The sequence below is a fragment of the Burkholderia sp. BKH01 genome, from assembly GCF_025685725.1.
Taxonomy (GTDB): Bacteria; Pseudomonadota; Gammaproteobacteria; order Burkholderiales; family Burkholderiaceae; genus Burkholderia; species Burkholderia pyrrocinia_C.
In genome coordinates this window covers 168,189-185,253 of record NZ_JAOTQT010000008.1, presented here as the reverse complement: position 1 = coordinate 185,253, position 17,065 = coordinate 168,189, and the positions used below count along the sequence as shown (strand labels likewise).

Genomic DNA, 17,065 nt, shown 5'->3' with positions numbered 1-17,065 from the left:
ACATTCCAGGAGACAGACATGGCAAGGAAGATCACTTATTCGCAGGCGATTAACGAGGCGCTCGCGCAGGAGATGGCGCGCGACGACAGCGTGATCGTGATGGGCGAGGACAATGCGGGCGGCGCGGGCGCGCCGGGCGAGGATGACGCGTGGGGCGGCGTGCTCGGTGTGACGAAAGGGCTGTTCCACAAGTTTCCGGGCCGCGTGCTCGATACGCCGCTTTCCGAAGGCGGCTACATCGGCGCGGCGGTCGGCGCGGCCGCGTGCGGGATGCGGCCCGTCGCGGAACTGATGTTCATCGATTTCATGGGCGTGTGCTTCGACCAGATCTTCAACCAGGCCGCGAAATTCCGCTACATGTTCGGCGGCAAGGCGGTGACGCCGGTCGTGATCCGCGCGATGTACGGCGCCGGGCTGCGCGCGGCCGCGCAGCACTCGCAGATGCTCACGTCGCTGTTCACGCACATCCCGGGGCTGAAGGTCGTGTGCCCGTCGACGCCGTACGACGCGAAGGGGCTGCTGATCCAGGCGATCCGCGACGACGATCCCGTGATCTTCCTCGAGCACAAGCTGCTCTATACGCGTGAGGGCGACGTGCCGGAGGAATCCTATGCGATTCCGTTCGGCGAGGCGAACGTGATGCGCGACGGCGACGACGCGACCATCGTCACGTATGGCCGGATGGTACATCTCGCGATGGATGCGGCCGCGAAGCTCGCGAAGGACGGCATCCAGGTCGACGTGATCGACCTGCGCACGACGTCGCCGCTCGACGAGGAAACCATCCTCGAAAGCGCGGAGCGCACCGGGCGCGTGGTGGTGGTCGACGAAGCGAACCCGCGCTGCTCGATCGCGACCGACATCGCCGCGCTCGTCGCGCAGCGCGCGTTCCGAACGCTCAAGGCGCCGATCGAGCTCGTGACCGCGCCACATACGCCCGCGCCGTTCGCGAGCGTGCTGGAAGACCTGTATATCCCGTCCGCCGATGCGATTGCGCAGGCGGTCCTGAAGACGAGGAGCTGACACGATGTCGATTCACATGATCACGATGCCCAAGTGGGGGCTGTCGATGGAGCAGGGGCAGGTCAACGGCTGGCTGAAGGCGCTCGGCGAACGCGTGACGAAGGGCGACGAAGTGCTCGACGTCGAGACCGACAAGATCTCGTCGGGCGTCGAATGCGCGTTCGACGGCACGCTGCGCCGGCAGGTCGCGCAGGAAGGCGAAACGCTGCCGGTCGGCGCGCTGCTCGGCGTCGTCGCGGCGGCCGAGGCGAGCGATGCCGACATCGATGCGGCGATCGCCGAGTTCCAGCGCGATTTCGTGCCGAGCGCGGCGTCCGACGAAGCGGCGGGCCCGCAGCCCGAGAAGGCGCAGATCGGCGGCCGTATGGTGCGCTTCCTGAAGCTCGGCGACGGCACGGGCACGCCCGCCGTGCTGATCCACGGTTTCGGCGGCGACTTGAACAACTGGTTGTTCAATCACGCGGACCTCGCCGCGCACCGGCCCGTGTGGGCGCTCGACTTGCCCGGTCATGGCGAGTCGGGCAAGGCGGTCGATACGGGCAGCCTCGATGAACTGGCCGACGCGGTGCTCGCGCTGCTCGATGCGCAGCACATCGAGCGCGCGCACCTGATCGGCCATTCGATGGGCGGCGCGGTCGCGATGGCCACGGCCGAACGCGCGCCGCAACGCGTCGCGTCGCTGACGCTGATCGCGAGCGCGGGGCTCGGCACCGACATCAACCGCGCCTATATCGACGGCTTCGTCGCCGGCAACAGCCGCAACACGCTGAAGCCGCACCTCGGTGCGCTGTTCGCGGACAACGCGCTCGTGACGCGGCAACTCGTCGAGGATCTCGTCAAGTACAAGCGGCTCGAAGGTGTGCAGGCCGCGCTGGAAAAGATCGCGAACGCCGCGTTCGACGGCGCGGCGCAGCGGCGCGTGTTCCGCGAGCGGCTCGCGGCGCTTGCGCCGCGCACGCTCGTGATCTGGGGCGAGCGCGACCAGGTGATCCCCGCGCAGCACGCGCAGGGCTTGCCGGACGGCGTGCGCGCCGAGGTGATCGCCGGCAGCGGGCACATGGTGCAGATGGAGGCGGCTGCCGACGTGAATCGCCTGATCATCGCGTTCCTCGGAGACTGACGATGGCCGCCGCGCTCGAACGACCCAGTCTCACGGCACTCGGCCAGCCGGGCGCGAGAAGCCGCGACAAGCTCGCGCGCATTCCGGTGCGCGTCGAGTCCGCGGCCGGCGCGGCGCTGCCGAAGCCGCCGTGGCTGCACGCGCGGCCGATGATGAGCGCGGCGGTGGCCGACATGGCGGCCGTGCTGCGCGACCATCGGCTGCATTCCGTCTGCGAGGAGGCGATGTGCCCGAACATCGGCGAATGCTTCGCGCAGCGCACCGCGACCTTCATGATCATGGGCGGGCTGTGCACGCGGCGCTGCCCGTTCTGCGACGTCGCGCACGGCCGCCCCGAGCCGCTCGATCCCGACGAGCCCGCGCGGCTGGCCGATGCGGCCGCGGCGCTCGGGCTGCGCTACGTCGTGATCACGTCGGTCGACCGCGACGACCTGCGCGACGGCGGTGCCGCGCATTTCGCCGCGTGCATCGCGGCGGTGCGCGCGAGCGTGCCGGGCATCGGCGTCGAAGTGCTGACGCCGGACTTCCGCGGCCGCGTCGCACGTGCGCTCGACGCGCTGTCGTCGGCCTGGCCGGACGTGTTCAACCACAACATCGAGACGGTGCCGTCGCTGTATCGCGCGGCGCGGCCGGGCGCCGACTATCGCGGCTCGCTCGAACTGCTGGTGCAGGCGAAGGCCGCGCGGCCGACGCTCGTGACGAAATCGGGGTTGATGCTCGGGCTCGGCGAGCGCGACGACGAGGTGCGCGACACGCTGCGCGACCTGCGCGCGCACGAAGTCGACGTGCTGACGCTCGGCCAGTATCTCGCGCCGTCCGCGCACCATCTGCCGGTGCGGCGCTACGTGAGCCCGGACGCATTTGCCGCGTGGCGCGACGAGGCGCTGGGGCTCGGTTTCAGGGAAGTCGTCGCCGGCCCGCTCGTGCGGTCGTCCTATCACGCGGCCGACGTGCTGGCGGATGCGTAGCGGGCAGTGCGTCAGGCTTGGGTCGATACGTGCGCGCGGCTCACGTGGCGCAGGTAGAACACGAGTCCGGCGCCCGCGAGCATCAGGCTGACCGTGTTCGCGAACCAGAAGCCGCGCGCGCCCGTCAGCCATGCGGGCGCGATGCCGCCGACGTCGAAGCCGAGCACGTAGCCGCCGCTGAGTCCGACGCCCCACAGCGCGACCGCATAGATCACGGTCGGCACGATCGCGACCTTGTACGCGCGCAGCACGAACGCCGACGTGACCTGCAGCGCATCGAACACGTGGTAGCACGCGACGATCGCGACGAGCGGCAGCGCGGCCGCGGCGACGGTCGGGTTCGGTGTATAGCCGCCGACGATCAGCGGGCGCAGCGTGAATACGAGTACGCCGTATGTCGCGGCAACGCCGCACGCGAACATCACGCTGTGCCGGCCGAGCAGCCGTGCTTCTTCGGGGCGTCCGGCGCCGAGCGCGCGCGCGACCAGCGTCGAGGCCGCCACGCCGATCGACAGCGGCGTCATGTACAGCACCGCGCCGATGTTGCCGGCGATCTGGTGGCCGGCGAGCGTCGTCGTGCCGAACTGCGCGATGAACAGCGCCATGCAGGTGTACGACGTGACCTCGATCAGGTACGACAGGCCCATCGGCACGCCGAGTTTCAGGATCGCCTTCTGGCGTTCCCAGACGGGCCAGCAGAAGCGCGAGAAGATCGCGAGCGGCGCGAACACGTCGAGCTTCGCGAGCAGCGTGTAGCCGATCAGCGCGAGCGCCCAGTTGATCAGCGTGCTGGCGAGCCCGCAGCCGGGGCCACCGAGCGCCGGCACGCCGAACCCGCCGAAGATGAACCACACGTTGAGCGGAAACTTGAGCAGCAGCGCGCCGATCTGCAGGATCATCGCGAGCCGCGGCTTGCCGGCCGCGTTGGTCAGCGCGTTGTAGATGCGGAAGACGAGGCTGGCGGGCAGCCCGTACGACAGGATGCGCAGGTAGTCGACGGTGCGGTCGTGCAGCGCGGCGGGCGTGTGCGCGATGTGCAGCAGCGGCTCGGGAAAATGCAGAAGCAGGAAGCCGGGTATCGCGAGCAGCAGCGCGAGCCACAGTGCCTGGCGGACTTCCTCGCCGATCTCGGCATAGCGCCGCGCGCCGTACAGTTGCCCGGTGATCGGCTGCAGCGCGGAGAGGATGCCCGTCAGGCCGATATAGATCGACACGTAGATCGACGAGCCGAGCCCGAGCGCGGCGAGATCGGTGGCCGAGTAGCGGCCGACCATCGCGGTGTCGATCACGCCGAACGCGATGATCGCGAGCTGGCCGACCAGCACCGGCCACGCGAGACCGACGATCCGGCGGATGTCGCCGAACATTGTCAATCGGCCGCTTGGCGGCGCGGCGGGCGCCGCTTGACGGGCGTCTTCGGCCGTTCGATGCGCTCGTACAGGCGGAAGCGTTCGTCGCGGTCGGCGACGCGGCGGCCTTCCCATACGAGACGCCACACGTATTGCGACATCGCGCTCGGCTCGCCGAAGTCGGAACGGTCCTGGCGCAGGATCACGTCGCAGTCGCCGGAGAAATCGAAGTGCATGTTGCCGAAGTACGCGAAGGTCGCGATCTGCGCATCGCCGAGCCGCACCGGCGAGATGCACTCGTAGTCGGACGGCAGGTGCAGCGCGATCTGCTGCGCGACATCGCGATAGGTCCGGCCGTAGTTGACGATCGGCAGCCACAGCGTCATCAGCAGCACCCACATCAGCGTGGTGCCCGCGCCCGACAGCACGACGCTGCGCCACAGCACCTTCGGCTGCCGCGAGACGCGCCAGCGCACGAGCACGCACCAGCACACGGTGACGATCACCGCGCAGATGAACGACAGGATCTTGAAATGCGGCTCGTAGCCGGGCACGAGACGCGCGAGGTTGCGCGCGAGCGGATGCGGGAAGCCCGTGAGCGACGCGAGCCACACGAGCCATACGAAGGTGCCGAGAATCGTGAAGCTCAGCACAGCGAACCAGTCGAACGCGTTGATCGCACCGCGCTTGAGGGTCGGCAGCGCGAACGTCGCGAGCACCGCGAGCGGCGGCAACAGCAGCATGTACATGCGGTTCGACTGCTGGCTCTGCAGGATCACGAGCGCGACGAGCGGCACGGCGACCGACAGCGGAATCGCGATGTGCGCGCGGCGGCGCATGCCGGCCCAGCTCCACCACGCCCAGATCGCGAGCGGCCACGCGGGCCACGTGAACAGCGGCAGGTTTTTCGCCGCATACGCGAGCACGGCGGTCGGCGGGCCCGAAAAGCGCATCAGGCTGCCGTGGATCCACTGGTTGAAGAACCATGCGGCGTCGTCGGGCGCCGCGACGAACGCGGCAAGCGGCCACAGCGCGAAGATCGCGGCCGCGAGCGGTACGCCGACCAGCGGCAGCCGCAGGTTGCGCATCTCGGGCGTGACGAGCCACAGCGCGGCGGTGCCGGCGAGCAGCGCGACGACCAGCACCGGGTTGCCGGACAGCGCGACGAGGCCGATCGCGAGGCCCCACCACAGCGCGCCCTGCATCGGCTTGTCGATGCCGCGCACGATCCCGTAGACGAGCATCGCGATCCACGCGAACTGCGCGACCTGCGGCGTTGTCTCGTGCCCGCGTTCCGCGAGGCCGAAGCATGCGACGAGGACCAGCAGCGCGCCGTCGGCGAGCGTGCGGCCGTAGTCGCGCGGCTCCGGCTCGCCACCGAACGCGTACTTGAACGGCTGGACCTCGGCGCGCCGGCCGAGCAGGTAGGCCGCGTACCAGACGAATGCGCATGCGACGCAGAACAGCACGCCCGTGTCGACGCGCGACGCATTGCTTGCATCGACCCACGGGCCGAGGCCGCGGATCGACAGCGCGCCGAGCCAGTAGCCGAGCGGCCCGTCGGACGTGATGAACTTGCCGACGAGGTTCGGCAGCAGCCAGTCGTGCCAGCCGCCCTTGGCCATCGTCCACATCACGCCGAAGCCCGCCGCGTCCTCGTTCTTCCACGGGTCGCGGCCGAACAGGCCGAACGCGGCATAGACGAAGCAGAGCGTGAGCAGCAGCCAGCGCGGCAGCGCACGCGTGGCGGAGGCGGTGAGACGGACGACAGGCTTCATGCAGATGAGCGTTTTGTTATGGGCAGGCGGCCGGCGCGGGTGCGCGCGGTCGAGCCGGTTTCGAGCATCCGGCATTGTAGACGCGCCGGCTGCTGCGCGTCAGGTCGGTGCCCGGACGCCGACCGGTGTTTTTCCGGCGAGCAGAGACAAAAAAGGGCAGCCTGGGCTGCCCTTTTGTGCGATACCGGTGCGTTGCAACCACCGGATGCGGCGCGAAGCTTACTTCGCCTTGCCGCTGGCGCGTACGCCGAACTTGTTCTTGAACTTCTCGACACGGCCTGCCGTGTCCATGATCTTTTGCTGACCCGTGTAGAACGAGTGCGATTCCGACGACACTTCGATCTTGGCGAGCGGGTAGGTCTTGCCGTCGAGTTCGATGTTTTCGCGCGTCTGGATCGTCGAGCGCGTGATGAACTTGAAGCCGTTCGACATGTCTTGGAAGACGACTTCGCGGTAGTTCGGGTGGATGCCTTCTTTCATGGTCTTTCCTTGGTGAGAGCGGTAGCCAACCCGCCGCTTGCCGTGCCGGAGCGCGCACATTGCGCATACCAGACGACGCCAAGCCCGGCGCGAGCCACTTGCCTAAGGTCGAAAAACGGCGATTATGCCAGAAAATCAGATGGTTGACGAATAATTTTCACGGTGCGTCGAGTGCGCCGGTGCTGGCCGGATCCTGCCGGTAGTAGCGGGCGAGCAGCCGGTACAGCTCCGGAAATTCTGACTCGAACGCTTTCGGCCGCACGAACAACGCCTCGCTGCACACCGCGAAGAATTCCGACGGGTGGTCGGCCGCATAGGGATCGATCAGCGATTCACGCTCGAAGCGCGCCCACGCGCGGTCCGGAACCGCGTCGACGCGTGCGCAGAACTGGTCGTACGCATGTTCGAACACGTCGGCCCACGCCTGCGCATCGAGGTGCGGCGCGTGCCAGCGGCGAAAAAGGGGCGGATAGCCGTCGGCCGCGCCGTTGACCATGTCGATCTTGTGCGCGAACTCGTGGATCACGACGTTGTACGCATCATGGCCGTCCGTCATCTGCGCGTCTTCCCACGACAGGATCACGGGGCCGCCTTCCCATGCCTCGCCGCTCGCATCCTGCTCGACTTCGTGGACGACGCCGTCCTCGTCCTGCACGGTCTTGCGGATCACGAATTCGCCCGGATACACGACGACGCCGACCCAGCCGTCGTACAGCGACAGGTCGAGATTCAGCACCGGCAGGCAGGCCTGCGCGGCGATCGCGACGATCATCGCATCGGTCAGTTCGAGCCCGTGCGCGGTCGAAAACGATTTCTTCGCGATGAACAGGCTCGTCAGCTCGCGCAGCCGGCCGAGCGCGTCGGGCGACAGCGTCGCGAGGAACGGCAGGCGCGCGACGGTGTCCTGCCACAGCGCGTCGGGGATCGGGTGGCTGCGCAGCGCGCGGTCGCGGCGGCGGTCGTCGAACCAGCGGGTCAGTTTCGAGAGCATGGAGGCTGCGGACAGAAATCCAAAGCCTGTCTTTTAACTCAATCGATCTCTTTTTGCCATGACGCGAAGAGGCCGCCGACGAGCGCGACGCCCGCCAGGAAGTAAAAGCCGTCGAGCGACGCGAGGAACGACGCCTGTTGCGCGACCATGCGGGCGATGGCGGCGATCGCGAGGCCATGCGCTTCGTTCAGTGCGTGCCCGGCGGCCGCATAGCTGCGCGTCAGGGCGTCGACGGTCTGCTGGAACATCGGGTCGAACACGTTCGCGCGCTCGACGAGCCGCGTCTGGTGCACGGCCACGCGATGCTGTTCGACGATGATCACCGACGACGTTGCGAACGAGATCGTCAGTTGCCGCACGATGTTTTTCAGCCGGTAGCCGTGCGTGTACTCGTCGATCGCGAAGATCCGGAACGTCAGGTTGGCCACCGGCAGCACGATGAACAGAAGCAGCAGCCCGCGCAGCAGCAGCGGGACGATCAGCGCGGCTTCGCCGACCTGCGGCGTCATCCGCGTCATCCACAGCGCGGCCGTAACGGCGATCGCGAACCCCGGCACGACGAACCATTTCTTGTGCGTGACGAATTTCGCGTAGCGCAGGTACGCGAACAGCGCGGTGGCCGAAATCAGCGACATCGTGCCCACCAGGCGCCCGGCGTTCTCGACCGGATAGCCGAGCCCGCCTTCGAGAAACCTCGATGTCAGGTAGCTGAAACCCGTCGTCTCGTAGTAATAGAACATGTAGAGCAGCAGCCCGACCTGGTACGTCCGCTCGCGGAACGCATGCAACCGCACGAGCGGCGTCGGGTGATGCCACTGGTGATACGCGAACCACGCGAGTGCGCCGATTCCCGCGATCGTCAGCAGGATCAGCATCGGCGAGCCGCTGTAGAGCTGGTAATGCACCTGCTGCAGCACGATCTGCAGCGCCCCTTGCGCGAGCGCGAACACGACGTACGGCCAGAAGTGTCCGGAGCCGCGTTCGTCGTCGGGTGTCCGGCCCGAATCGGGCAGCGTGAGCAGCGCAAGGATCGCGAACGCGATGCCGGCGGGCGCCGTGCACGCGAACAGCGCGCGCCATGTCGAATGCGCGACGAGCAGCCCGCCGACGATCGGCGCGAGCGCACTGCCGAGCAGGATCATGATCAGGAACGCGCGCGTCGCGGGAGGCCGTTCCTGCGGCTTGAAGCTGATCTGGATCAGGATCCGGCACGCGCCCATCATCGGGCCGATGAAATACCCCTGGAAACCGCGCGCGAACGCGAGTTCCAGCGACGTGTCGGCAAGCGCAGCGGCGATCGCGCCGAACGAGAACATCAGCATGCAGCCCGCGACGTAGCGGCGATGCCCGAGCCGGTCGACCCACCATTGCTGCTGCAGGATGCCGAGCACGGCCGTGATCGCGTACGCGCTCGACGACCACACGAGTTCGTCGGGCGATGCGTTGATGCCGCCCGCGATGTAGCTCGCGAAGAACGAGAAGGCCGCGTTGTCGAAATAGTCGATGCCGGTGACGAGCGCGAGCGCCCACGGGAACAGGTCCGCACGCAGGTTTGCGCGGCTCCACAGTGGCGAGCGGCCGGGCACCGCGTTCATTCTCGATCCTTGCGCGTGCGCCGCGAGCCGGCTTCGGCCTGCCGCTGCGCGATCAGCGCATCGGGGTTTTCGCCGGCGAGACGCCGCTCGACGTAGTCGATGTCGTGCTGCAGTTCCTTGCGCAGCACGACGGCTTCCTTCAGTTCGCGCTGGACGGCCGCGATCCGCCGGTCGAGCGTGCCGATCTGCTCGGCGAGGCCGGTGCGGATGTCGCGCAGCGACGCATCCGAATAGCGGCGCCGGCCGTCGCCCGTTTCTTCCAGCGGGCGCTTCAGCATTTCGGTGATGCCATGCAGCGAGAAGCCGAGCGCGCGCAGCCGCAGGATGCGCGCGAAGCGCTCGAGATCGGCTTCGTCGTAGAGGCGGTAGCGGCCTTCGCTGCGCGACGGCGTGACGAGCCCGCGCTCTTCGTAATACTTCAGCGTGCGCGGCGTGACGCCGAGCCGCGATGCGGCGTCGCTCACGGTCAGCAGCGGGGTGGTGGCGTCGTTCGGCATCGGGAGGGCGATTCGGTCGGGGCGATGCCGCGATTATAGATCAACCTGTACGTTCACGTTCAGGTTGGGGCGGAAAAACGGCCGCCGGGCAGGATGCGCGGGCGGCCGTTCGTTGCGGCGCGGGGCGATCAGCCGCCGCGGCGCATCAGGTCGAAGAACTCGGAGTTGCTCTTCGTCTGGCGGATCTTGTCGAGCAGGAATTCCATTGCCTCGACTTCATCCATGTCGTGGATGAACTTGCGCAGCACCCAGATCTTCTGGAGGATCTCGGGCTTGATCAGCATTTCCTCGCGACGCGTGCCCGACTTGTTCAGGTTGATCGACGGATACACGCGCTTTTCCGCGAGGCGGCGCTCGAGGTGCACTTCCATGTTGCCGGTGCCCTTGAACTCTTCGTAGATCACGTCGTCCATGCGGCTGCCGGTTTCGATCAGCGCGGTGCCGATGATCGTCAGCGAACCGCCTTCCTCGATGTTGCGCGCCGCGCCGAAGAAGCGCTTCGGACGCTGCAGCGCATTCGCGTCGACACCGCCCGTCAGCACCTTGCCCGATGCCGGGATCACGGTGTTGTATGCGCGTGCGAGGCGCGTGATCGAGTCGAGCAGGATCACGACGTCGTGCTTCATTTCGACGAGGCGCTTGGCCTTCTCGATCACCATTTCGGCGACCTGGACGTGGCGCGTGGCCGGTTCGTCGAACGTCGATGCGATCACTTCGCCGGCGACCGAGCGCTGCATTTCGGTCACTTCTTCAGGACGCTCGTCGATCAGCAGCACGAACAGGATCACGTCCGGGTGGTTCTGCTTGATCGCGTGTGCGATGTGCTGGAGCATCACGGTCTTGCCCGACTTCGGCGACGCGACGAGCAGGCCGCGCTGGCCCTTGCCGATCGGCGCGATCATGTCGATGATGCGGCCCGTGACGTTTTCCTCGCCGCGCATTTCGCGCTCGAGCGACAGCGGCTTGTTCGGGTGCAGCGGCGTGAGGTTCTCGAACATGATCTTGTGTTTCGAGGCCTCGGGCGGCTGCCCGTTGACTTTGTCGACCTTGACCAGCGCGAAGTAGCGCTCGCCGTCCTTCGGCGTGCGGACTTCACCTTCGATGGTGTCGCCGGTGTGCAGGTTGAAGCGGCGGATCTGCGACGGGCTGATATAGATGTCGTCGGTGCTCGCGAGGTACGACATTTCCGGCGAGCGCAGGAAGCCGAAGCCGTCCGGCAGCACTTCGAGCGTACCGTCGCCGAAGATCGTCTCTCCCGTCTTGGCGCGCTTTTTAAGAATGGCGAACATCAACTCCTGCTTGCGCAGGCGGTTCGCGTTTTCGATCTCGAGGCCATTGGCCATTTCGATCAGTTCGGACACGTGCAGAGACTTGAGCTCGGATAAATGCATACGGAGAACCCGCCAGGGAGGAGAAGCGACGAAAGAAATAAGGGAGGAGGGCGAGCGGAAGCGCTCAGAGACTTAAATGCGTCTTGTAGACGTTTTTTAATTCTAGCATAGGCCGATTCGCGCTTGAGCGGCCGATCGGCGGCTTGACGACGGACGTGTTGCCGGTTGACAACACGTCCGCGGAACTGCCGGTATTACAGGTGGCTGTCCAGGAATGCGGTGAGCTGCGACTTCGACAGCGCGCCGACCTTCTGCGCGGCGGCCGCGCCGTTCTTGAACAGGATCAGCGTCGGGATGCCGCGCACGCCGAATTTCGCGGGCGTTGCCTGGTTGTCGTCGACGTTGATCTTCGCGATCTGCAACTTGTCGCCGTAGTCCTTCGCGACTTCGTCGAGGATCGGGGCGATCATTTTGCACGGGCCGCACCATTCGGCCCAGAAATCGACGAGCACGGGCTTGTCGGACTTGACGACGTCCTGTTCGAACGATGCGTCGCTGATGTGTTTGATCTGTTCGCTCATTGGGTCAATACCTCTTACGGTTCGGGGACTGCCTGCTTGCGCGTTGCGGCGTACCGGCCGCCGTAGGCTGCCGGCCGCTGCGGCAGGTCACTCCGCTCTCCGGAAAGGAGGGGCGTAAGCGCTGCATGCCGCGGCTCGCGGGTCGTTCGGGCGTCATATTAGCCTAAATTGCTATCTGCTGCGGGCGGCGATAGTAGCCGCTACGCGAGTAGGGGTACGACGTGACGTTCGACCGTTGTGCCCTGCAGGTGGAGGCCGGCTCGCAAATTACAAGGGGGCGGCATATATGTAGCGATTCGGGGCGCTGGACACGCGCCGGCTGGCAGGGTTGTTCGCATTGGTGCGAACAAACGGTCGCATTCATCCGGAAGCGGTGATAGAATATGCCGTGACGGGCCTCCTCGCATGGTGGGGCGGTGAACCTGGTCAGGTCGGGAACGAAGCAGCCACAATCGTTTTCCGCCAGTGCCGAGGGTCGGGCTCGTCACCTTCCTTCTCGCCCCGTTCGCAGGGCGTTTTTTATTTCCGCGTCACACTCCGTTTTACTTGCACTTTGCTCGTCTTCCGCACCGTTTCGCGTGTCGGCGCGACGCAGCGTTGCTGATACAATTTCCCGATGACCTATCAAGTTCTCGCACGCAAGTGGCGTCCGAAGGATTTCGCTTCGCTCGTCGGCCAGGAGCACGTCGTCAGGGCGCTTACGCACGCGCTCGACGGCGGGCGTCTCCATCACGCCTATCTGTTTACCGGAACCCGCGGTGTCGGCAAGACGACGCTGTCGCGGATCTTCGCGAAGGCACTCAACTGTGAAACCGGCGTCACGTCGCAGCCGTGCGGCGTGTGCCGTGCCTGTCGCGAGATCGACGAGGGGCGTTTCGTCGATTACGTCGAGATGGATGCCGCGAGCAATCGCGGCGTCGACGAGATGGCTGCGCTGCTCGAGCGCGCGGTGTACGCGCCCGTCGATGCGCGCTTCAAGGTCTACATGATCGACGAAGTGCACATGCTGACGAACCACGCGTTCAACGCGATGCTGAAGACGCTCGAAGAGCCGCCGCCGCACGTCAAGTTCATCCTCGCGACGACCGATCCGCAGAAAATCCCCGTCACCGTGCTGTCGCGCTGCCTGCAGTTCAACCTGAAGCAGATGCCGGCCGGGCACATCGTGTCGCATCTCGAACGGATCCTCGGCGAAGAGCAGATTACGTTCGAGCCGCAGGCGCTGCGCCTGCTCGCGCGTGCCGCGCAGGGCAGCATGCGCGACGCGCTGTCCCTCACCGACCAGGCGATCGCCTATTCGGCGAACGAGGTGACCGAGTCGGCCGTGTCGGGCATGCTCGGCGCGCTCGACCAGACTTACATGGTGCGCCTGCTCGACGCGCTCGCGGCCGGCGGCGGCCCGGAAATCCTCGAGATTGCCGACGAGATGTCGCTGCGCAGCCTGTCGTTCTCGACCGCGCTGCAGGATCTCGCGAGCCTGCTGCACCGGATCGCATGGGCGCAGTTCGCGCCGGGCTCGGTGCTCGACGAATGGCCGGAAGCGTCCGACCTGCGCCGTTTCGCGGAGACGCTGAGCCCTGAACAGGTGCAGTTGTTCTATCAGATCGCGACGGTCGGCCGCGCGGAGCTCGGCCTTGCGCCGGACGAGTACGCCGGTTTCACGATGACGCTGCTGCGGATGCTCGCATTCGAGCCGGCCGTTGCCGCCGGCAGTGCGCCGGGTGGCCAGCCGTCCGTGCCGGGTGCCGTGCCGGGCCCGCGCGCTGCCGCGGCATCGGTTGCTGCGGCGAAGCCGGTATCGGCTGCCCCCGCCAACGCAGTGCGTCCGCAGGCCGCCGCACCGGCTGCTCCCGTTGCGCCGGTCGCGCGTTCAGCGCCGGCACGGGCCGGCGACGAAGCGGGCCGGCCGGCCATGAAGCCGGCTGCTGCCGAGGCATCCGCGCCGGCTCCGGTTGATGCGCAAGTTATCGAGGCGCCGCAGCCGGAAGCGAATGCGGCGCCGGCCGGCGATACGTCGCCACCGGTCCGCAAGGAACCCGAGCCGCCTGCCGCTGCTGCCACTGCTGCCGTTACGCAGCGAAACGACGAACCGGCTGCTGCGCCGGCCGAACCGGTGCCGCGCGCTGCGCCGCCTGAACCCGCCGCGCGTCCGGCATCGCGTGCAGGCGGTGCCGCCGCTGCGCTCGACGTGCTGCGCAACGCGGGGATGCGCGTGTCGTCCGACCGTGCACGGGCAGGCGCCGCCGCGAAACCGGCGGTCGAGCCGGCCGCTGAGAAACCGGCCGCGCCGCGTCCCGCCGTGCAGGTGCCGACGCCGCGCGCTGCCGCCCGTGCGCCGCAAGCAGCCGATTCGCGCCAGGCTTCGCCGCCGTGGGAGGACATCCCGCCGGACGACTACGTGCCGCTCAGCGCCGATGAGATGTTCGGCGGGCCCGACGATGGTTTCGTCCCCGTGTTCGACAGCGGCCCCGACGATGTGTGCGTGTCGCCGAAGCTGGCGGAAGCCCGTCCGGCCGCGCCGGTCGACACGCGACCGTTGCCGCCCGCGATCGCGCTCGATCCGGTCGGCTTCGACGGCGAATGGCCGGCGCTGGCCGCGCGGCTGCCGCTCAAGGGTGTCGCATACCAGCTCGCGTTCAACAGCGAACTGACGGCCGTCGATGCGACGACATTGAAACTTTCCGTGCCGGTGCCGCAGTACGCGGACGCCGCGCAGGTCGCGAAGCTGAAGGCCGCGCTGGCCGATGCGCTCGGCAAGCCGGTCGAGGTGGTGGTCGAGGTCGGGCCCGCACGGCGCACGGCGGCAGCGCTCGATGCGGCCGCGCGCGCGGCACGCCAGCGCGAGGCCGAGCAGGAGATTCACGGCGACCCGTTCGTCCAGCAGCTCGTGCGCGACTTCGGAGCGCGCATCGTCGAGGGTTCGGTGCGTCCGCTCGCCGATTCGGCGCCGGACGGCCCGCCGCCGACGCTGCATTGAACTGACCGCACCGCGACAGGCACAATCACGCCCGCACACATTGGCCGGCACGCTCCGCGTGCCGGTTTTCACACGATCAAGAAAGAAGGAGTATTCCCATGTTGAAAGGCAACCTCGCCGGACTGATGAAGCAAGCGCAGCAAATGCAGGAAAACATGAAGAAGATGCAGGAGCAGCTTGCGCTGATCGAAGTCGAAGGGCAGTCGGGGGCGGGCCTCGTCAAGGTGACGATGACGTGCCGCAACGAAGTGCGTCGCGTGTCGATCGACCCGAGCCTGCTCGCGGACGACAAGGACATGCTCGAGGATCTCGTCGCGGCCGCGTTCAACGACGCCGTGCGCAAGGCCGAAGCGACGTCGCAGGAAAAGATGAGCGGCATGACGTCGGGCCTGCCGCTGCCCCCGGGCTTCAAGCTGCCGTTCTGAGCGCGGTGTCCTTGCCACTGTTTGCCGCCGTATGAAACAGCCGTCCGCCCTGTCCGCTCTCGTCGAAGCACTGCGCGTGCTGCCCGGCGTCGGGCCGAAATCCGCGCAGCGCATGGCGGTCCACCTGATGCAGCACGACCGCGAGGGCGCGGAGCGGCTCGGCCGGTCGCTGCTGTTCGCGACCGAGCACCTGCAGCACTGCGAGAAATGCAACACGTTCACCGAAGCGCAGATCTGCGAGGTCTGCAGCGACGAAGAGCGTGATCCGACGCTGCTGTGCGTCGTCGAGACGCCTGCCGACCAGATCATGCTCGAGCAGACGATGACTTACCGCGGGCTGTATTTCGTGCTGATGGGGCGACTGAGCCCGCTCGACGGGATCGGTCCGAAGGAAATCCATTTCGACCGCCTCGTGCGGCGCGCGTCCGACGGAATCGTCAAGGAAGTCGTGCTTGCGACCAACTTCACGAACGAGGGCGAAGCCACCGCGCACTACCTCGGCCAGACGCTGAAGGCGCGCGGCCTCGCGGTCACGCGCCTCGCGCGCGGCGTGCCGGTGGGCGGCGAGCTCGAATACGTCGACGCGGGCACCATCGCCCGCGCGATGCTCGACCGCCGCACGATGTAAGCCGGGCGTCGCCTGCGGGCGGCGCCGTTCCTCATGCCAGGGAGACACATGAGCACCAGCCAGGGCCCGCTCGCGGGCGTCAAAGTGCTCGAATTCGGAACGCTGATCGCGGGGCCGTTCGCGTCGCGGCTGTTCGCCGAATTCGGCGCGGAAGTGATCAAGATCGAGGATCCGAACGGCGGCGACCCGCTGCGCAAGTGGCGCAAGCTCCATCCGGAGCAGGGCGGCACGTCGCTGTGGTGGTCCGTTCAGGCGCGCAACAAGAAGTCGGTCACGCTCAACCTGAAATCCGATGCCGGCAAGGCGATCGCGCGGCAGCTCGCGAGCGAGGCCGACATCGTGATCGAGAACTTCCGTCCGGGCCTGCTCGAAAAGCTCGGGCTCGGTTACGACGTGCTGTCGGCCGACAACCCGGGCCTCGTGATGGTGCGCCTGTCCGGCTACGGGCAGACGGGCCCGTACCGCGACCGGCCCGGCTTCGGCGCGATCGCGGAATCGATGGGCGGGCTGCGCCACATCACCGGCTATCCCGACCTGCCGCCGCCGCGCATCGGCATCTCGATCGGCGATTCGATCGCCGCGCTGCACGGCGTGATCGGCGCGCTGATGGCGCTCCATCACCGCAAGGTCAACGGCGGTGCGGGGCAGGTGGTCGACGTTGCGCTGTACGAAGCCGTATTCAACATGATGGAAAGCGTGGTGCCCGAATACGGCGTGTACGGGATGGTGCGCGAGCGCACCGGCGCGTCGCTGCCGGGCATCGTCCCATCGAATACGTATGCGTGCCGCGACGGCAGCATCGTGATCGGCGGCAACAGCGACCCGATCTTCAAGCGGCTGATGAAGGCGATCGAGCGCGACGACCTCGCCGACGATCCCGCGCTTGCGCGCAACGACGGGCGCGTGCCGCGCACGCAGGAAATCGACGACGCGATTGCCGAGTGGCTCGCGCCGCGCACGATCGACGATGCGCTCGTCGTGCTCAACGCGGCCGACGTGCCGGCCGGGCGCATCTACAGCGCCGCCGACATGTTCACCGATCCGCAGTTCGTCGCGCGGCAGATGATCCAGCGCTTCAAGCTCGCCGACGGCACCGACATTCCGCTGCCGAACATCACGCCGAAGCTGTCGGACACGCCGGGCGGAACGCGCTGGCTCGGGCCCGAGCTCGGCGAGCATACGGACGAGGTGCTGCGCGGCCTCGGCTACGACGCGCAGGCGATTGCCGCGCTGCGCGACGCGGGCGCGATTTGAGCGCTGTCGGGCCTGTCGCTTTGCGCCAGGCCTTCCCTGAGGGGGCATCCCCCAAGGGGACGTCCATC

At 67.3% G+C, this 17,065-nt stretch carries 15 protein-coding genes and 1 other RNA gene; 8 read left to right on the top strand and 8 right to left on the bottom strand.

Annotated elements, in window-relative coordinates; genetic code table 11:
* Positions 1-18 precede the first annotated feature (18 nt).
* From OEJ37_RS15260 to lipA, 3 genes are read left to right on the top strand one after another with little or no spacing between them, the layout of a single operon-like run.
* Entirely contained in the window at positions 19-1,023 is a 1,005-nt protein-coding gene (locus OEJ37_RS15260; RefSeq protein ID WP_034181263.1) for an alpha-ketoacid dehydrogenase subunit beta, read from the top strand.
* Positions 1,024-1,027: 4 nt separating this feature from the next.
* Positions 1,028-2,143 (top strand): acetoin dehydrogenase dihydrolipoyllysine-residue acetyltransferase subunit, encoded by a 1,116-nt coding sequence (locus OEJ37_RS15255; protein ID WP_263344722.1) that lies wholly within the window; start codon positions 1,028-1,030, stop codon positions 2,141-2,143.
* A 2-nt stretch (positions 2,144-2,145) separates the two neighbouring features.
* Entirely contained in the window at positions 2,146-3,111 is a 966-nt protein-coding gene (gene lipA, locus OEJ37_RS15250; RefSeq protein WP_174419017.1) for a lipoyl synthase, read from the top strand.
* An 11-nt stretch (positions 3,112-3,122) separates the two neighbouring features.
* Here lipA and OEJ37_RS15245 read toward each other — a convergent pair whose 3' ends face one another.
* From OEJ37_RS15245 to trxA, 8 genes are all read right to left on the bottom strand, one after another.
* Positions 3,123-4,478, bottom strand: coding sequence for an MATE family efflux transporter (locus tag OEJ37_RS15245; protein ID WP_263344721.1), 1,356 nt, complete (start codon positions 4,476-4,478; stop codon positions 3,123-3,125).
* Positions 4,479-4,480: 2 nt separating this feature from the next.
* Positions 4,481-6,313: an ArnT family glycosyltransferase gene (locus OEJ37_RS15240; protein WP_174419019.1), complete on the bottom strand. Its 1,833-nt coding sequence runs from the start codon at positions 6,311-6,313 to the stop codon at positions 4,481-4,483.
* Between the two features lie 144 nt (positions 6,314-6,457).
* Positions 6,458-6,718 carry a type B 50S ribosomal protein L31 gene (locus OEJ37_RS15235; protein WP_006753671.1) on the bottom strand — a complete coding sequence of 87 codons (261 nt, stop codon included), beginning with the start codon at positions 6,716-6,718 and terminating at the stop codon, positions 6,458-6,460.
* A 157-nt stretch (positions 6,719-6,875) separates the two neighbouring features.
* Positions 6,876-7,709 (bottom strand): zinc-dependent peptidase, encoded by an 834-nt coding sequence (locus OEJ37_RS15230; protein ID WP_263344720.1) that lies wholly within the window; start codon positions 7,707-7,709, stop codon positions 6,876-6,878.
* 38 nt (positions 7,710-7,747) lie between these two features.
* Complete coding sequence (locus tag OEJ37_RS15225; protein ID WP_263344719.1) at positions 7,748-9,304, bottom strand: MFS transporter; 1,557 nt, start codon at positions 9,302-9,304, stop codon at positions 7,748-7,750.
* A complete protein-coding gene (locus OEJ37_RS15220; RefSeq protein WP_174419022.1) occupies positions 9,301-9,801 on the bottom strand; it encodes a MerR family transcriptional regulator in 501 nt (166 codons plus the stop codon). The genes OEJ37_RS15225 and OEJ37_RS15220 overlap by 4 nt, the downstream gene beginning before the upstream one ends.
* Before the next feature lie 128 nt (positions 9,802-9,929).
* Positions 9,930-11,192 (bottom strand): transcription termination factor Rho, encoded by a 1,263-nt coding sequence (gene rho / locus OEJ37_RS15215; RefSeq protein ID WP_006478662.1) that lies wholly within the window; start codon positions 11,190-11,192, stop codon positions 9,930-9,932.
* Positions 11,193-11,386: 194 nt separating this feature from the next.
* The gene (trxA, locus tag OEJ37_RS15210; protein WP_006402348.1) at positions 11,387-11,713 is read right to left on the bottom strand and encodes a thioredoxin TrxA; all 327 of its coding nucleotides are present in this window, start codon (positions 11,711-11,713) and stop codon (positions 11,387-11,389) included.
* 390 nt (positions 11,714-12,103) lie between these two features.
* On the opposite strand from trxA, the gene ffs reads away from it, so the two are divergent.
* The 5 genes from ffs (at position 12,104) to OEJ37_RS15185 (ending at position 16,997) form a co-directional block, all read left to right on the top strand.
* Positions 12,104-12,202: signal recognition particle sRNA small type (gene ffs / locus OEJ37_RS15205), an RNA gene on the top strand.
* A 127-nt stretch (positions 12,203-12,329) separates the two neighbouring features.
* Positions 12,330-14,690 (top strand): DNA polymerase III subunit gamma/tau, encoded by a 2,361-nt coding sequence (locus tag OEJ37_RS15200; RefSeq protein ID WP_263344717.1) that lies wholly within the window; start codon positions 12,330-12,332, stop codon positions 14,688-14,690.
* Between the two features lie 98 nt (positions 14,691-14,788).
* Positions 14,789-15,115: a YbaB/EbfC family nucleoid-associated protein gene (locus OEJ37_RS15195; protein WP_006482124.1), complete on the top strand. Its 327-nt coding sequence runs from the start codon at positions 14,789-14,791 to the stop codon at positions 15,113-15,115.
* 31 nt (positions 15,116-15,146) lie between these two features.
* Positions 15,147-15,743, top strand: a complete 597-nt coding sequence (gene recR / locus OEJ37_RS15190) for a recombination mediator RecR (protein ID WP_034181272.1) — start codon at positions 15,147-15,149, stop codon at positions 15,741-15,743.
* Positions 15,744-15,791: 48 nt separating this feature from the next.
* On the top strand, positions 15,792-16,997 hold the full coding sequence (locus OEJ37_RS15185) for a CaiB/BaiF CoA transferase family protein (protein WP_263344716.1): 1,206 nt from the start codon (positions 15,792-15,794) through the stop codon (positions 16,995-16,997).
* Positions 16,998-17,065: the final 68 nt, after the last annotated feature.

Excerpts from the sequence above, each read along its gene's own strand:
- lipA (WP_174419017.1), top strand. The coding sequence starts at position 2,146 with ATGGCCGCCGCGCTCGAACGACCCAGTCTCACGGCACTCGGCCAGCCG.
- OEJ37_RS15225 (WP_263344719.1), bottom strand. The coding sequence starts at position 9,304 with ATGAACGCGGTGCCCGGCCGCTCGCCACTGTGGAGCCGCGCAAACCTG.
- OEJ37_RS15200 (WP_263344717.1), top strand. The coding sequence starts at position 12,330 with ATGACCTATCAAGTTCTCGCACGCAAGTGGCGTCCGAAGGATTTCGCT.
- trxA (WP_006402348.1), bottom strand. The coding sequence starts at position 11,713 with ATGAGCGAACAGATCAAACACATCAGCGACGCATCGTTCGAACAGGAC.
- OEJ37_RS15255 (WP_263344722.1), top strand. The coding sequence starts at position 1,028 with ATGTCGATTCACATGATCACGATGCCCAAGTGGGGGCTGTCGATGGAG.
- OEJ37_RS15245 (WP_263344721.1), bottom strand. The coding sequence starts at position 4,478 with ATGTTCGGCGACATCCGCCGGATCGTCGGTCTCGCGTGGCCGGTGCTG.
- OEJ37_RS15240 (WP_174419019.1), bottom strand. The coding sequence starts at position 6,313 with ATGCCGGATGCTCGAAACCGGCTCGACCGCGCGCACCCGCGCCGGCCG.
- OEJ37_RS15220 (WP_174419022.1), bottom strand. The coding sequence starts at position 9,801 with ATGCCGAACGACGCCACCACCCCGCTGCTGACCGTGAGCGACGCCGCA.
- OEJ37_RS15260 (WP_034181263.1), top strand. The coding sequence starts at position 19 with ATGGCAAGGAAGATCACTTATTCGCAGGCGATTAACGAGGCGCTCGCG.
- recR (WP_034181272.1), top strand. The coding sequence starts at position 15,147 with ATGAAACAGCCGTCCGCCCTGTCCGCTCTCGTCGAAGCACTGCGCGTG.
- OEJ37_RS15230 (WP_263344720.1), bottom strand. The coding sequence starts at position 7,709 with ATGCTCTCGAAACTGACCCGCTGGTTCGACGACCGCCGCCGCGACCGC.
- OEJ37_RS15235 (WP_006753671.1), bottom strand. The coding sequence starts at position 6,718 with ATGAAAGAAGGCATCCACCCGAACTACCGCGAAGTCGTCTTCCAAGAC.
- rho (WP_006478662.1), bottom strand. The coding sequence starts at position 11,192 with ATGCATTTATCCGAGCTCAAGTCTCTGCACGTGTCCGAACTGATCGAA.
- OEJ37_RS15185 (WP_263344716.1), top strand. The coding sequence starts at position 15,792 with ATGAGCACCAGCCAGGGCCCGCTCGCGGGCGTCAAAGTGCTCGAATTC.
- OEJ37_RS15195 (WP_006482124.1), top strand. The coding sequence starts at position 14,789 with ATGTTGAAAGGCAACCTCGCCGGACTGATGAAGCAAGCGCAGCAAATG.